This is a genomic window from Salinisphaera aquimarina (genome assembly GCF_042643355.1).
GTDB lineage: Bacteria > Pseudomonadota > Gammaproteobacteria > Nevskiales > Salinisphaeraceae > Salinisphaera > Salinisphaera aquimarina.
In genome coordinates, this window is sequence record NZ_JBHRSS010000001.1 from 163994 (window position 1) to 179618 (window position 15625).

General features: G+C 66.6%; 14 protein-coding genes. All 14 read left to right on the forward strand.

Annotated elements, in window-relative coordinates; genetic code table 11:
- Positions 1-147: 147 nt before the first annotated feature.
- Genes mraZ through ftsA form a run of 14 tightly spaced genes read left to right on the forward strand, consistent with a single transcriptional unit; the run spans position 148 to position 15544 of the window.
- Positions 148-609 carry a division/cell wall cluster transcriptional repressor MraZ gene (mraZ, locus tag ACFOSU_RS00770; RefSeq protein WP_380685458.1) on the forward strand — a complete coding sequence of 154 codons (462 nt, stop codon included), beginning with the start codon at positions 148-150 and terminating at the stop codon, positions 607-609.
- Between the two features lie 51 nt (positions 610-660).
- Positions 661-1611, forward strand: a complete 951-nt coding sequence (gene rsmH / locus ACFOSU_RS00775; RefSeq protein WP_380685460.1) for a 16S rRNA (cytosine(1402)-N(4))-methyltransferase RsmH — start codon at positions 661-663, stop codon at positions 1609-1611.
- Positions 1608-1892 carry a cell division protein FtsL gene (gene ftsL, locus ACFOSU_RS00780; RefSeq protein ID WP_380685462.1) on the forward strand — a complete coding sequence of 95 codons (285 nt, stop codon included), beginning with the start codon at positions 1608-1610 and terminating at the stop codon, positions 1890-1892. Before rsmH ends, ftsL begins: the two co-directional genes overlap by 4 nt.
- Positions 1889-3619: a peptidoglycan D,D-transpeptidase FtsI family protein gene (locus tag ACFOSU_RS00785; protein WP_380685464.1), complete on the forward strand. Its 1731-nt coding sequence runs from the start codon at positions 1889-1891 to the stop codon at positions 3617-3619. The genes ftsL and ACFOSU_RS00785 overlap by 4 nt, the downstream gene beginning before the upstream one ends.
- Entirely contained in the window at positions 3619-5112 is a 1494-nt protein-coding gene (locus ACFOSU_RS00790) for a UDP-N-acetylmuramoyl-L-alanyl-D-glutamate--2,6-diaminopimelate ligase (protein ID WP_380685466.1), read from the forward strand. Before ACFOSU_RS00785 ends, ACFOSU_RS00790 begins: the two co-directional genes overlap by 1 nt.
- Entirely contained in the window at positions 5109-6491 is a 1383-nt protein-coding gene (locus ACFOSU_RS00795; RefSeq protein ID WP_380685468.1) for a UDP-N-acetylmuramoyl-tripeptide--D-alanyl-D-alanine ligase, read from the forward strand. Before ACFOSU_RS00790 ends, ACFOSU_RS00795 begins: the two co-directional genes overlap by 4 nt.
- Positions 6485-7567: a phospho-N-acetylmuramoyl-pentapeptide-transferase gene (gene mraY, locus ACFOSU_RS00800; protein ID WP_380685470.1), complete on the forward strand. Its 1083-nt coding sequence runs from the start codon at positions 6485-6487 to the stop codon at positions 7565-7567. Before ACFOSU_RS00795 ends, mraY begins: the two co-directional genes overlap by 7 nt.
- Positions 7564-8904: a UDP-N-acetylmuramoyl-L-alanine--D-glutamate ligase gene (murD, locus tag ACFOSU_RS00805; protein WP_380685473.1), complete on the forward strand. Its 1341-nt coding sequence runs from the start codon at positions 7564-7566 to the stop codon at positions 8902-8904. The genes mraY and murD overlap by 4 nt, the downstream gene beginning before the upstream one ends.
- Positions 8901-10052 carry a putative lipid II flippase FtsW gene (gene ftsW, locus ACFOSU_RS00810; RefSeq protein ID WP_380685476.1) on the forward strand — a complete coding sequence of 384 codons (1152 nt, stop codon included), beginning with the start codon at positions 8901-8903 and terminating at the stop codon, positions 10050-10052. Before murD ends, ftsW begins: the two co-directional genes overlap by 4 nt.
- Entirely contained in the window at positions 10049-11173 is a 1125-nt protein-coding gene (gene murG / locus ACFOSU_RS00815) for an undecaprenyldiphospho-muramoylpentapeptide beta-N-acetylglucosaminyltransferase (protein WP_380685478.1), read from the forward strand. The genes ftsW and murG overlap by 4 nt, the downstream gene beginning before the upstream one ends.
- Complete coding sequence (murC, locus tag ACFOSU_RS00820) at positions 11173-12633, forward strand: UDP-N-acetylmuramate--L-alanine ligase (RefSeq protein WP_380686428.1); 1461 nt, start codon at positions 11173-11175, stop codon at positions 12631-12633. The genes murG and murC overlap by 1 nt, the downstream gene beginning before the upstream one ends.
- A complete protein-coding gene (locus tag ACFOSU_RS00825; RefSeq protein WP_380685480.1) occupies positions 12630-13589 on the forward strand; it encodes a D-alanine--D-alanine ligase in 960 nt (319 codons plus the stop codon). Before murC ends, ACFOSU_RS00825 begins: the two co-directional genes overlap by 4 nt.
- A complete protein-coding gene (locus tag ACFOSU_RS00830) occupies positions 13576-14325 on the forward strand; it encodes a cell division protein FtsQ/DivIB (protein WP_380685482.1) in 750 nt (249 codons plus the stop codon). The genes ACFOSU_RS00825 and ACFOSU_RS00830 overlap by 14 nt, the downstream gene beginning before the upstream one ends.
- On the forward strand, positions 14309-15544 hold the full coding sequence (gene ftsA / locus ACFOSU_RS00835) for a cell division protein FtsA (protein WP_380685484.1): 1236 nt from the start codon (positions 14309-14311) through the stop codon (positions 15542-15544). Before ACFOSU_RS00830 ends, ftsA begins: the two co-directional genes overlap by 17 nt.
- The last annotated feature ends 81 nt before the right edge of the window (positions 15545-15625 follow it).

The following is a 15625-nucleotide window of genomic DNA, read 5'->3' on the forward strand; positions in this document are numbered from 1 at the left end:
GCTGTCGGAAGGCTTCAGAAATTGCTGTTTCGCAGGCATTTTTTCCATTCGCCAACATGCTTGACACCCCAAAGCCTGACTGCCTATAGTGGCGCCACGGGGTGAGAAGTGGGGTAAAGTGGTTTAACAGCGACGAGAGGCCGCTGCGTGTTCAAGGGGTCACATCCGGTCAGCATTGATGCCAAGGGTCGCATTGCGATCCCGGCGTCTTATCGACAGTCGTTGATCGACGACTGTGCGGGCCGGCTCGTCATTACCCGACACTGGGACGGCTGTCTGTTGATTTATCCCGCTACTGAATTCCAGTCATTCGAAGCGCAGCTTCTGTCCAAGGGCAGCCTCAATCCGAAAGTGCGTGATATCCAGCGATTCTTCATCGGCAATGCACGCGACATCGATATGGATCGCCAGGGCCGTCTGCTGCTGCCGTCCAATCTGCGGGTCGCCGCCAGCCTCGAATCGCGGGCCGTGCTGTCGGGGCTCGGCAATCTGTTCGAGCTCTGGGACGAGACCCAGTTCAACGATCGCGCCGCCGACACCGCCGCCACGCTGGCCGAAGATGCCGCCAACGGCGAGCTGCCCGACGTCCTCATGGACATCAGTCTGTGATGTGTTTTTCTGCCGCCATCCGTTTCTGACGCAATGAGGGACGCTGCTCACATGCCGCAGGCCGAACATCAACCGGTACTGCTCGACGCCGCGTTGGCCGCGCTCGCGGTCAAGCCCGATGGCGTCTATATCGATGCCACCTTCGGCCGTGGTGGCCACAGCCGCGCGCTGCTGGCCGCGCTCGGCGATGGGGGGCGCCTGATCGCCTTCGATCAGGACCCGGACGCCGAACGCAATGCCCAGGCGCTGGCCGCCGAGGACACACGACTGACGTTCCTGCGGGCCTCGTTTTCGGAGCTGGCCGCACGGGTCGCCGCACTCGGCCTGGCCGGGCATATCGACGGCCTGTTGTTCGATCTGGGCGTGTCGTCGCCGCAGTTCGATGTTGCCGATCGCGGATTTTCGTTTCGACACGCCGGGCCGCTCGACATGCGGATGAATCCGGATGTCGGCGCCCCGGTGGCGGATTGGCTGCATCGCGCCAGCCACGGCGAAATCGCCTCCGTAATCAAGCGCTACGGCGAAGAGCCCTTTGCCGGTCGGATTGCGGGCGCGATTCTCGAAGCCCGTGAGAAAGCGCCGATCGCCAACACCGTCGAACTCGCCGAGCTGGTGCGCGCTGCGATTCCGGCCCGCGTCGCCGCGGGCAAGCGCGTTCATCCGGCCACCCGCACGTTCCAGGCGCTGCGCATGCACGTCAACGACGAGCTGGGCGCGCTGGACGCCGCGCTCGACGCCAGCCTGGACGTGCTCGCGCCCGGCGCGCGCATGGCAGTGATCAGCTTTCATTCGCTCGAAGACCGGCGGGTGAAGCGTTTCATGCGCGGTCAGGCCCAGCCGGCCCAGCCGCCGGTGCCGATGGCGCCGGTTCCCGCGCCGTCGCTGAAGCTGGTCGGCAAGCCGGTTCGTGCCGATGCCCAGGAGACCGCCGCGAATGCTCGGGCGCGCAGCGCGATCATGCGCGTGGCCGAGCGCACCGACGCCGCCAGGGTGACGACATGACTCGGAGTGTTATCACATTGCTGGCGCTGCTGATGGCCATTCTGGTCAGCTCCATCGCCGTGGTGCAGGCCAAGCACCGCACGCGGGAGCTGGCGCACGAACTCCAGGTCGAGCGGGTCGAACGCGACAAGCTCACCACCGAATGGGCACAGCTGCAGCTCGAGGAGAGCGCCTGGGCCAATCCCGACCGTGTGGCACAGGTGGCGCGCGGCAAGCTCGACATGGTCCAGCCGCGAAACTATGTGGTGCTCGAGCCCAAGGCCTCGGGGGCGCGACCATGAGTCGGCGCGAAAGCAACAAGCGGCTGCCGCCGCCGGAACGCTGGCGCGGGTACTTCGTGCTCGCGATTTTCGCGGTTTTTGCCGTGGTGCTGGCCGGCCGCGCTTTCGATCTGCAGGTGCTGGACCAGGCGTTTCTGACTCACGAAGGCGACAAGCGCCATCTGCGCACGGTGTCGGTGCCCGCCGGTCGTGGCGCGATCAAGGATCGTAACGGCGAACCGCTGGCGCTGTCGGCGCCTACCGAATCGGTATGGGCGGTGCCGGGCGCGGTGCTCGAAGCCCCCGAAAAGCTGGCGCCGCTCGCGCGTACGCTGAACATGTCGAGCGCCGAGTTGCGCAAGCGTCTGCAGGCCTACAAGAGCCGGCAGTTCCTGTATTTGCGTCGCCAGTACTCGCCCGCCGATGCGCGCGCCGTAATGGCGGTCGACGCGCCGGGTATCTTCCTGCAGCGCGAATACAAGCGGTATTATCCGGCCGGCGAAGCGGCGGCCCAGATCGTGGGCATGACCAATATCGACGGTCGCGGCCAGGAAGGCATCGAGCTGGATCGCGACAAGTTCCTGCACGGCGGTCCGGGCAGCCGGCGCGTGGTCAAGGATCGGCTCGGGCGCGTAGTCGAGGATCTGGCCGAGTTCAAGCCGCCGCAGGCGGGCCACGATCTGCAGCTGACCATCGATTCACGCATGCAGTATCTGGCCTATCGCCATATCAAGTCGGCGGTGATCAAGAACGACGCCAAGGGCGGTCTGGTGGTGATGCTCGATCCGCATACGGGCGAGCTGCGCGCGGTCGCCTCGTATCCTAGTTTCAATCCCAACGACCGCGATTCCATCGATCCGGCGGGCGTGCGCGCACGAGCGGCCACCGATGTCATGGAGCCGGGCTCCACGGTCAAGCCGATCCTGTTGTCGCAGGCGCTGGATAGCGGCCTCTACAACACCGGTGACGTCATCCACACCAAGGGCTGGTTCATGGTCGGCCGGCTGACCGTGCGCGATTTCCGCAACTACGGCGACGTCGACTTTGCCAAGATCCTGCAGAAATCGAGCAACGTCGGCGCCGCCCACGTGGGCCTGAAGATGGGCGCCGAAGGCGTGTGGTCGGCCTACAACAAATTCGGCTTCGGCGAGACCACCGGTACCGGCTTCCCGGGCGAGCGCTACGGCGTGCTCAAGGATTTCTACCAGTGGAACAACGTCGAGACCGCCACCGCGTCCTACGGCTACGGTCTGTCGGTGACCGCACTGCAGCTCATTCGGGCCTACGGCGCGATCGCCGATGACGGCATGCTGCGCAGCCTGCGTTTCATCAAGGGCGACGGCGCGAACATGCATTCGCCGCCGCGGCGGGTGATTTCGGCACAGACCGCACGCACCATGCGGCATCTGCTCGAGGGCGTGGTCACCCCGGCGGGTACCGCGACACGCGCCGCGATCCCCGGCTATCGGGTGGCCGGCAAGACCGGCACCGCGCGCAAGGCCGGCGGCGGCGGCTACAAGCATGACAGTCACCAGGCGTTGTTCGTGGGCATGGCGCCCGCCGAAGATCCCGCGCTGGTCACGCTGGTAATGCTCGACGAGCCCAAGAAAGACGCCTACTACGGCGGTGCCGTGGCCGCACCGGTTTTTGCCGCCGTGATGCGCGATGCGTTGCGCCTGCTGCGCGTGCCGCCGGACAATCCGGGCGTGCTGGCTGCCGCCGCGAACTCGTCGAGGGCGGGCACGTGATGGCGCTGTCCCACATCAATCCCGAGCAGCGGCCGCTGTCGATGCTGCTCGACGGCCTGACCGACGGGGCAGTGCCTTCGGTCGACGTGGCCGGCGTGGCGATCGACAGCCGTGCGGTTACGCCCGGATCTCTGTTCATGGCCTATGCCGGCACCCGCGCGCACGGGCTGGATTTCGTCGATCAGGCCGTTGCCAACGGCGCTCGCGCCATCGCCTGGGACGGCGATCACGCGCCCGATACGTCGGTGCCGGCGATTCGTGTGCCCGAGCTGGCCGCCCGCGCCAGTGCGATCGCGGGTCGCTTCTTTGGCCGGCCGGCCGAGCGCCTGTTCGTCGCCGGCATCACCGGCACCGATGGCAAGACCTCCTGCGCCTGGATGCTGGCACGGGCGCTGGAAGAACTCGGCGTGCACTGTGGTTATATCGGCACGCTCGGTGCGGGGCTGCCCGACGACCTGGCCGAGGCGACGCATACCACGCCGGACCCGGTCGTCGTACAGCAATGGCTGGCGCGGCTCGTCGCCGACGCGGCCGATGCGGTCGCCTTCGAAGTGTCGTCGCATGCGCTCCACCAGCATCGCGTCGACGGCGTGGCTTTCGATGTCGCCGTGCTGACCCAGATCGGGCGCGATCATCTCGACTACCACGGCGACCTGGCGGCCTATGCCCGGGCCAAACGACGGCTGTTCGAATTCGCCGGCTTGAAATATGCCGTGCTCAACGCCGACGACGCGTTCGGGCGCGCCTGGCTCGATGCCCTGGATGCGTCGGTCACTCCGATCGTCTACGGTCGCGGCGACGTGGCCTCGCTGGCGGCCTGCCATGTCGCCATCGAATCGATTGAAACCCGTATCGACGGCGTCGTGCTCGAGGTCAGCACGCACGCCGGGAGCGCGCGCATCGAAAGCGGTCTTGTCGGCGAATTCAACGCCATGAATCTTGCCGCGGTGCTGGCCGTGCTGTTGGCCCGTGGTGAAACGCTTACCGATGCGGCCGCCGCGCTCGCCGCGATCGACACCGTGCCGGGACGCATGCAGCGCATCGACGCACGCGTCGATCAGCCGCTGGTAGTGGTCGATTTCGCCCATACGCCGGGCGCGCTCGCGCAGGCACTGGGTGCCGTGCGTGCCCATGCCGAGGGCCGCGTGCTGTGCGTATTCGGCTGTGGCGGTGATCGCGATCGCGGCAAGCGTGCCCTGATGGGGCAGGCCGCGGTGGCCGGTGCCGATGCGGTCTGGGTGACCGACGACAATCCACGCAGCGAATCACCCCAGGCGATCGTCGACGAGATACTGGCCGGCATCGCCGACAGGACGGCCGTGCAGGTCGTGCATGACCGCGGCCGCGCGATTGCGGCCGCGATCGCCGCAGCCGGCGTCGGCGACGTCGTGCTGATTGCGGGCAAGGGTCACGAGACCACCCAGCAGATCGGCAGCGAACGACGCCCGTTCGACGATCGCATCGAAGCGCGCCGCGCCCTGGAGGCCGCATGAACGGCCGGCTGTCCGAACTCGCCCGTATTCTCGGCGCCGAGCTGCACGGCAGCGATGGTGATTTCTCGGGCGCGAGCATCGATACACGACGCCTGCCGCGCGGCGCGCTGTTCTTCGCGCTGCCGGGCACCCGCGTCGACGGGCATGACTTCGTGAGTCGTGCCGCCAGTCTGGGTGCAGCCGCCGCGGTGGTGGAGCGCGCCGTCGATTCGCCCTTGCCGCAGCTGCAGGTGGCGAGCGTCGAGGCCGCGCTTCAAAAAGCCGGCGCGACCGCCCGCTCGACCTTCGACGGCGACGTGATCGGGGTCACCGGCAGCAACGGCAAGACCACGGTCAAGCAGATGCTGGCCGCGATTCTGGGCGAAGCCGGCTCGGTATTGGCTACCGAAGGCAATCTCAACAATCATCTGGGCGTGCCGCTGACGCTGCTGCGCCTGGACGAGGCCACCCACCGCGCGGTGGTGGAAATGGGCGCGTCGCACGCCGGCGAGATCGCCATGCTCAGTGAGCTCGCGCGGCCCACCGTGGGCGTGGTCACCAACGCGGGCTGGGCGCATCTGGAAGGCTTCGGCAGCCGCGAAGGCGTGGCCCGTGCCAAGGGCGAACTCTTTGCCGCGCTCGCCGACAGAGGTGTGGCGGTGATCAACGGCGACGACGATTATGCGCCGCTGTGGCGGACCATGGCCGGCAACAGCCGCCGTGTCGTTTTTGCCCGCGAGCAGGGGGCGGACGTCGATGTCTATGCGAGCGACGAACGTCTGGGCGCCGATGCCAGCCGATTTACCCTGCACACGCCCACCGGTTCCGTGGACGTATTACTGCCGCTGGCCGGCGCCCACAACGTCAGCAATGCGCTGGCCGCCGCGGCGGCCGCCAGCGCCATCGATCTCGACGCAGATCTGATCGCCCACGCGCTTGCCGGAATGGTCGCTGTCGGCGGGCGCATGGCGGTGACGGTCGGACGCCACGGCTCGCGCGTGGTCGACGATAGCTACAACGCCAACCCCGGTTCGCTGGCCGCCGCGCTGAACTGGCTCGGCCAACAGCCGGGCCCGCGCTGGGCGGCGCTCGGTGATATGGGTGAACTCGGCGCTTTTGCCGAAGATGCACATCGCGACGCCGGTATCTCCGCGCGCAAGGCCGGTATCGAACGACTCTGGGCCACCGGTCCGATGAGCGAGTTGACCGTGGACGCTTTTGGCGCCGGCGGGCAATGGTTTGCCGATCACGATGCGCTGAATAATGCGCTGCTCGAGGCGCTGCAGGCAGCCGACGAGAGCGTGACGGTGCTGGTCAAGGGCTCGCGCTCGGCGCGCATGGATCGCGTCGCCGATGCCCTGCGTGTCGAGGCGACTGCCCGGGCGGGGGCGTCATGCTGATGTATCTCGCCGAATGGCTGGAACCGCTGCACAGCGGATTCCGGGTCTTCCAGTTCATCACCCTGCGGGCGATTCTGGGCGTGCTCACGGCGATGATCTTCTCGTTCGTGTTCGGCCCGATCATGATCCGCAAGCTGACCTTTCATCAGATCGGCCAGCATGTGCGTGACGACGGCCCGCAGAGCCATCTGGTCAAGGCCGGTACGCCGACCATGGGTGGGGCGCTGATTCTCGCCGCCGTGATCGTGTCGACCCTGCTCTGGGCGGATCTGGCCAATCGCTGGGTCTGGCTGGCGGTGCTGGTGACCGGCGCGTTCGGCACCATCGGTTTCGTCGACGACTACCGCAAGCTCAAGTTCGGCAACAGCAAGGGCCTGTCCGCGAAGGCCAAGTACAGCGCGCAGACGCTCGTCGGCCTGCTCGCCGGGTTGTGGCTCTATGTCGGCGCGCACAGCTCGGCCGAGACCAGCGTGCTCATTCCCATGCTCAAGGATGTCGCCGTGCCGCTGGGGGCCGGCTATATCGTCTGGAGCTACCTGGTGATCGTGGGTACCAGCAACGCGGTGAACCTCACCGACGGGCTGGATGGGCTGGCGATCATGCCCTGCGTGCTGGTGGCCTCGGCGCTGGCGATATTTGCCTATGTGACCGGCAACGTCGAGTTCGCCAAGTATCTCGGGTTCTCCTATATCAAGGGCGTCGGCGAACTGTCGATCTTCTGTACCGCGATCGGCGGGGCGGGGCTGGGCTTCCTCTGGTTCAACGCCTATCCGGCCCAGGTGTTCATGGGCGACGTCGGCGCGCTCGCGCTCGGGGCCGCGCTGGGCGTGGTCGCGGTGGTGGTTCGGCAGGAGCTGATCCTGCTCGTCATGGGCGGTATTTTCGTGGCCGAGACCGTGTCCGTGATCCTGCAGGTGGCCACCTTCAAGATGACCGGCAAGCGCATGTTCCGCATGGCGCCGCTGCATCACCATTTCGAACTCAAGGGCTGGGCCGAGCCCAAGATCATCGTGCGATTCTGGATCGTCACGCTGGTGCTCGTGCTCATTGGCCTGTCCACGTTGAAGATCCGATGAGCCGTTTTCAGGAACAACTCGCCCAGGCCACCGTGCTGGTGATCGGCTGCGGTTTGTCCGGGGTATCCGCGGCGCGCTTCGCCAGCGACTGCGGCGCCCGGGTACGTGTGATCGATACCCGTAGCGAGCCGCCCGGGGCAGAGGCGCTGGCCGCGGCCTGTCCGAGCGCAAGTCTCATCGTCGGCGAATTCCAGCCCGCGGTGCTGGAAGGCATCGACCATGTGGTGGTTTCGCCCGGCGTGGATCTGCGTGAGCCGTTGATTGACCAGGCGCGTGCACGTGGTCTGGAGATCGTTGGCGATATCGAATGGTTTGCGCGCACGGTCAATGCGCCGGTGATCGCAATCACCGGTTCGAACGGCAAATCGACAGTCACCGCATGGATAGGCGAGGTGTTGCAGGCGGCCGGACTCAAGGTCGCGGTTGGCGGCAATTTCGGCACGCCGGCGCTGGATCTGTTGGCCGACGACATCGACTGCTACGTGCTGGAGCTTTCCAGCTTTCAACTGGAGCTCACCGAAACGCTGGCGCCGCGCGCGGCGACGGTGCTCAACGTCAGCCCCGATCATATCGATCGGCACGGCGATATGGATCGCTACAGCGAGCTGAAAGCACGGATATTCCGGTACACGGAAGTCGCCGTGATCAACGACGACGACGCGCGGGTACGCGAGATGGCCACCGGCGCCGCCCGCCGCCTGCGCTTCGGCTACAGTGCCGACGCCGACTACCGGTTGCTGGATGTCGAGGGCGCGCTCGTGCTTGCCCATGACGACATCCCGTGGCTGGCCTGCGACAGGCTGCGTCTGACCGGCCGCCACAATTACACCAACGCGCTCGCGGTCTGGGCGCTTGCCGACGCGCTCGGCATCGACGACGGCCCGATCCGTGCCGGACTGAAATCCTTCGCCGGTCTGCCGCATCGTTGCCAGACGGTCGCTGAAATTAATGGCGTGCGCTGGGTCAACGACTCCAAGGGCACCAACCTGGGCGCGCTCATGGCCTCGCTGGAGGGCATGGATACGCCGGTGCTGCTGCTCGCTGGCGGCCAGGCCAAGGGTGCGGACTTCGCGCCGCTCGCCCCGCTGGCTGCTGCCAGGGCACGCGCGGTGATCGTGTTCGGCCAGGACGCCGAGCGCATCGCTACGGCGGTCGAAGAGCAGGTTTGCGTTTATCGGGTGGCGACACTGCGCGACGCGGTGGCGATGGCGGTTTCGCTCGCGCAGCGCGGCGATACGGTGTTGCTGTCACCGGGCTGCGCCAGTCTCGATCAGTTCGCCAATTATGCCGAGCGCGGCGATGCCTTCGTCGCCGCCGTCCAGGAGTTGGCGGCATGAGCCGGCTTGTCGACGCACTCACCCTGCCGCGCGTACGTCCGGACGTGGCGCTGCTGGCCGCGCTCGTGCTGATCATCAGCATCGGCCTGATCATGGTCGGTTCGGCCTCAGTCGCGGTAGCCGACCGGCTGACCGGCGAGCCGATGTATTTCTTCTACCGGCAGGCGATCTACGCGCTACTGGGGCTGGTGGCCGCGTTCGTGGTGCTGCATATTCCGCTGCGCGCCTGGGAAGCCAATACCTTCACGCTGCTCGGCGGCGGCCTGTTCATGCTGGTGCTGGTACTGGTGCCGGGACTCGGCCATTCGGTCAACGGCGCCCAGCGCTGGATCGATCTCGGCCCGGTGGCGATGCAGGCCTCCGAGCCGGCGCGCCTGTTCCTGATTCTCTATGTGGCCGGCTATGCGGCGCGGCGCCAACTCGAATTGTCGACCTCCTGGGGCGGTCTGTTCCGGCCCATGTTCTTCATGGTCGTGGCCAGCTTTCTGTTGTTGCTGGAGCCGGATTTCGGCGCCGCGGCGATTCTGGTCACCATCGCCGGCATGATCCTGTTCCTGGCCGGCGCGCGCCTGTTCTACCTGCTCGTGGTCGGCGGGGCCGCGGCTGGCGCGGTGGTGTTGCTGGTGCTGTCCTCGCCGTATCGTCTGGCGCGTCTGGTCAGCTTTGCCGATCCCTGGGCGCATCCCTATGCGAGCGGTTTCCAGCTGACCCAGTCGCTGATTGCGATCGGGCGCGGCCAGGTGGCCGGTGTAGGTCTGGGCAACTCGGTACAGAAGCTGCTGTATCTGCCGGAAACCCACACCGATTTCCTGTTCGCGATCTACGCCGAGGAATTCGGCCTGCTGGGCTCGCTGGTCCTGATCACGCTGTTCGGAATGGTGGTCTGGCGTGGTTTCGTGATCGGGCGCCGTGCGATCGATGCCGACCAGTTGTTTGCCGGTTTCGCTGCCTATGGGCTGTCGGCCTGGTTGGCGCTGCAGGCGTTCACCAATATCGCGGTCAACATGGGCATGCTGCCGACCAAGGGGCTGACCCTGCCGCTGATGAGCTACGGCGGCTCCTCGCTGGTGATCATGTGCGTGCTCTGCGCGCTGCTGCTTCGCGTTGATCTGGAAACACGACAGCCGGAACGCAGGAGGCGCACATGAGCCGCGTCGCTGCACAATCCACTGCCGATATGGGCGCGTCGAGCGCGCCGCATGTGCTGATCATGGCCGGCGGCACCGGCGGCCATGTATTTCCCGCGCTCGCGGTCGCCCACGCGCTGATCGAACGTGGCGCACGGGTGTCGTGGCTGGGAACGAAGGCCGGCATCGAGGCGCGGCTGGTGCCGGCCAACGATCTGGCGTTGCATACGATCGACGTGGCCGGCCTGCGCGGCAAGGGCACGTTGTCCTGGCTAATCGCACCGCTGAAGCTGGTGCGGGCCTGTCTGCAGGCGCTCGGCCTGGTGCGCCAGCTGGCGCCGCAGCTGGTGGTCGGCATGGGCGGTTTTGCCGCCGGCCCCGGCGGCCTGGCGGCACGCCTGACCGGCCGGCCGCTGCTCATCCACGAACAGAATGCCTCGGCGGGCCTGACCAACCGGCTGTTGTCGCGTTTGGCCACGACCGTATTGCAGGCGTTTCCGAACACCTTTGCCGCACAACGCGCCGCGAAGACGGTAGGCAATCCGGTACGGCGCGAAATTCTGGAACTCGCGGCCCCGGCGGACCGCTGGCAGACCCGCGAAGGGCGCGTACGCCTGCTGGTGCTCGGCGGCAGCGGCGGGGCGCTGGCGATCAATGAACGCGTGCCGGCCGCGCTGGCCACGCTGGCCGAGGATGAGCGCCCGCAGGTTCGCCATCAGGCCGGCCGTACGCTGCGCGAGGCCACGACGGCCTATGCCAAATATGACGTCAGTGCCGACGTCAGCGAATTCATCGACGATATGGCCGCGGCCTATGCCTGGGCCGATGTGGTCGTGTGCCGCAGCGGCGCGCTGACCGTGGCCGAACTGGCCGCTGCCGGCGTGGGCGCGCTGCTGGTGCCGTACCCGTTCGCGGCCGACGATCATCAGCGCGCCAACGGCGAATACCTGGTCGCCGCCGGCGCCGCGTCGCTGATTAATCAGGACGAACTCACGGTCGAGCGTCTGGCCGCCGAACTGCGCACGCTGTGCGCCGATCGCGCGGCGCTGCTGGGGCGTGCCGAGGCCGCCCGTGCGGTGGCCTGGCCACGCGCGACCGACGATATCGTCGATGCCTGTTTCTCTACGCTGGAGGCCGCATGATGGACCCGCAGTCCAAAGCCTCGGGCCAGAACCGCCATCAGCCGCTTACGCATCGGCCGATGCGCCGCGTGAACACGGTGCACATGGTCGGTATCGGCGGCGTCGGCATGGCCGGTATCGCACGCGTGCTGCTCAACCTGGGCTATGCCGTGACCGGCAGTGATATCAAGGACGGCGTGGCCACGCGCGCGCTGGCGGCGCAGGGCGCCGAGATCTTCGTCGGTCATGCGGCCGGCAACGTCGACAAGGCCGATGTGGTCGTGGTGTCGACTGCCGTGGCCGACGACAATCCGGAGCTGGTGGCAGCCCACGAGCGCCTGGTGCCGGTCGTCCGGCGCGCGGAAATGCTCGCCGAGCTGATGCGTTTTCGCTATGGCATCGCAGTCGCCGGCACCCACGGCAAGACCACGACCACGAGTCTCGTGGCATCGCTGCTGGCCGACGGCGGGCTGGACCCGACCTTCATCGTTGGCGGCAAGGTGCTGGGCGCGGACAGCAATGCACGCCTGGGTGAGGGCCCGTATCTGGTTGCCGAGGCCGACGAATCGGATGCCTCGTTCCTGTTTCTGACCCCGATGATGGCGATCGTCACCAATATCGACGCCGATCATCTGGAAACCTACGGCGGTGAGTTCTCCAAGCTCACCGAGACCTTTGTTGAATTCCTGCATCACCTGCCGTTCTACGGATTGGCGGTGCTGTGCGTCGACGATCCCGTGGTGCGCTCGATCCTGGCCGACGTCGGCCGGCCGATCGTGACCTACGGTATCGATCACGACGCCGATTTCATGGCCGAGAATCTGTCCTTCGACGGCACCGGCACGCGCTTCACCCTGCGCTGCGCCGGCCAGGATGGCTTTGATGTACATCTGAACCTGCCGGGGCGGCACAACGTGCTCAACGCGCTGGCCGCGGCGGCGGTGGCGCACGAACTGGGCGTGGACATGCCGGCGATCGGCAAGGGGCTGTCCCAGTTCGCCGGCATCGGCCGTCGCTGTGAAGTGCACGGCGAAATCCGGCTGGGCGACAAGCAGGTGCTTCTGGTCGACGACTACGGTCATCACCCGCGTGAACTGTCCTGCATCATCAGCGCCGCCCGCGGCGCCTGGCCCGAGCGGCGGTTGGTCGTTGTGTTTCAACCGCACCGGTTCAGCCGGACCCGCGATCTTTTCGACGACTTCTGCCAGGTGCTGGCGGATCTGGATGTGCTCGTGTTGTGTGAAGTCTATGCGGCGGGCGAGACCCCGATCGCCAACGCCGACGGCCGTGCGCTGTCGCGCAGCGTGCGGGCGCGCGGCAAGGTCGACCCGGTATTCGTGGACGATGTCCACAAGCTGGCCGACGTACTGCCCGGCGTGGTGCAGGACGGCGACGTGCTGCTCACCCTGGGTGCCGGCGATATCGGCGGTATCGCGCAACAACTGGCCGCGCTGGGCGTCGTCAAGGCGGGTTCGGCATGAGCCGCCTGCGTATTACCGATCCGGCCCGGTTCGGGCGCGTGGCTGTGCTTATGGGCGGCTGGTCCGCCGAGCGCGCCGTGTCGCTGGATTCCGGCGCCGCCGTGGCCGCGGGACTGGAACGCCGTGGTGTCGACGTCACCGCGATCGATATCGATCGGGAACGGGTGCTCGGATTGGCCGCGGAAGGTTTCGACCGCATCTGGCTGGCGCTGCACGGACCCGGCGGCGAAGACGGTGTGGTGCAGGGTGCGCTGGAACTGCAGGGGCTGCCGTACACCGGCAGCGGCGTGCTCGCGTGTGCCCTGTCCATGGACAAGGTACGGACCAAGGCGATCTGGGCCGCGCAGGGTATTCCCACGCCGGCCCATCGCGTGCTTACCGAGACGACCGATTCGGCGGCCGTGGTCGAAGCGCTGGGCCTGCCGTTGATCGTCAAGCCGGTACATGAAGGCTCGACCATCGGCATCAGCCGGGTTACGCGCGTCGAGGAGCTGGAAGCCGCCCGCGCCGAGGCCGCGCGCTTCGACCGTGACGTGATGGCCGAGCAACTCATCGACGGGCCCGAATACACCGCCGCGATTCTCGGCGATCAGGCGCTGCCGCTGATTCATATCGAGCCGTCCAGTGGTTTCTACGACTACGAGGCGAAGTACGTCGCCAACGACACCCTCTATCACTGTCCCTGCGATCTGCCCGCCGATCAGGAAACCGAACTGCGCCGGCTGGCGCGGCGCGCCTTCGAGATCACCGGCGCGAGCGGCTGGGGCCGGGTCGATCTGATGCTCGACAGTGCCGGTCATCCCTGGTTTCTGGAATTGAACGCCACCCCCGGCATGACCTCGCACTCGCTCGTGCCGATGGCCGCGCGCGCGGCGGGCATGGATTTCGATGAACTGGTCTGGCGGATTCTGGCCGCCACCGTGGCGCATGAGGAGGTTTCGCATGAAACGCGCTGATGCCAAGGGCCTGCGCGACCTGCTGCTCGGTGGCCTGTTGCTGCTGGGCGTTGCCGCCTGCACCTGGCAGGGCATCAAGCCCGACGGCGACAACACGGGCCATCTGTATATCAGCGGCGAGTCCGCGCACGTCAGTGACGCACGTATCGCCAAGGTCGCCGCGCCCTATATGAAGGCTGCGTTTTTCGACGTGGATATCGAAGCGCTCCAGGCCGCGCTCGCGCGTGAGCCCTGGCTGAGCGATGTCGATGTGGCCCGCCATTGGCCGGACGGCATCGCCGTGCACGTGACGGAACACACCCCGGTCGCGCTCTGGGGCAAGCAGGCGGTGCTCGGCGCCAACGGCCGGGTATTCGTGCCCGACGCCGCCAGCCGCCCGCACGATCTCGTCGAACTCGACGGGCCGGCGACCGCCGGTCTGAAGGTCTATGAACAATATCGCCATCTGTCGGAACTGTTGAACGGCCAGGACGTGCATCTCGCGCGGCTGGCGCTGGACGCGCGCGGCTCGTGGACGGCGACCCTGACCGATGGCCTGGAACTGCGCCTGGGTCGTGGAGAACTGGATGAGCGCGTGCAGCGTTTCATCGATTACGCGCTCGGAGACGATCAGGCCCGTACCGCGCTGGCAACGGCCGGCTATGTGGATTTGCGATACAGCGACGGTTTCGCGGTGGGCGGCAGTCGCGCCGCCGACCCCAAGGATCAGGAGAAGGGTAATGAGCAAGCGGCCTGAGAAGAATCTCGTCGTCGGTCTGGACATCGGCACATCGAAGGTTGCGTGCATCGTGGCCGAGGTGAACAACGGTGAGCTCGAGATCATTGGTCTCGGCAGCGCGCCCTCGCGCGGCATGAAGAAGGGCATGGTGGTGAATATCGAATCCACCACCGACTCCATCCGGCGCGCGGTGGAGGAGGCCGAACTGATGGCGGGCTGCCGTATTCAGTCGGTCCACTGCGGTATTTCGGGCGCCCATGTGCGCTCGCTCAACTCGCACGGCATCGTGGCGGTGCGCAACAAGGAAGTCACCGAATCGGATATCGAACGGGTGATCGACGCTGCCTGCGCGGTCGCGATTCCCGCGGATCAGAAGATCCTGCATGTCCTGCCGCAGGAATTCACGGTCGACGACAACGAAGGCATCCAGGAGCCGGTCGGCATGTCCGGTGTGCGCCTGGAAGCCAAGGTGCATATCGTTACCGGCGCGGTCACCTCGGCCCAGAATATCCAGAAATGCGTGGCCCGCTGCGGACTGGAAGTCTCCAAGCTGTCGCTGGAGCAACTGGCTTCCAGCTATGCGGTGCTCACCGACGACGAGAAGGATCTGGGCGTGGCCCTGGTCGATATCGGCGGCGGCACGTCGGATATCGCGGTGTTCATCAACGGCTCGATCCGGCATACGGCGGTGATCCCGATCGCCGGTGACCAGGTCACCAACGACATCGCCGTGGCCCTGCGTACGCCGACCCAGCACGCCGAAGGCATCAAGATCCGCTACGGCTGTGCGCTGCCGGAGCTGATCGAGGACGACGACGCCATCGAAGTGCCGAGCGTGGGCGAACGGCCGCCGCGCCGGCTGTCGCGCTACACCCTGGCCGAGGTCATCAAGCCCCGCTACGAAGAGCTGTTCATGCTCATCCACAAGGAACTGGTCCGATCCGGCTTCGAGGATCTGCTGGCCGGCGGCGTGGTGATCACCGGCGGCTCTTCGAAGATGGAAGGGCTGACCGATCTCGCCGAGGAAGTCTTTCACATGTCCGTGCGGCTGGGCGTGCCCCAGCGTGTGCACGGGCTTTCGGATGTGGTGAAGAACCCGATCCATGCCACCGGCGTGGGCCTGCTCGAGTTCGGCAACCGCGCCCTGCCCAAGCAGGGCATGGATCTGTCCCATAACGACAACAGTTTTGCCCAGGTCTGGGAGCGGATGAAGGCCTGGTTCCAGGGCAATTTCTAGAACAACAAACAATCAGGGGAAGGGCCGGCAACCGCCGGCCAGTGACTCAACACAGTTTTCCGCAAGGAAAAGCACGGCAAC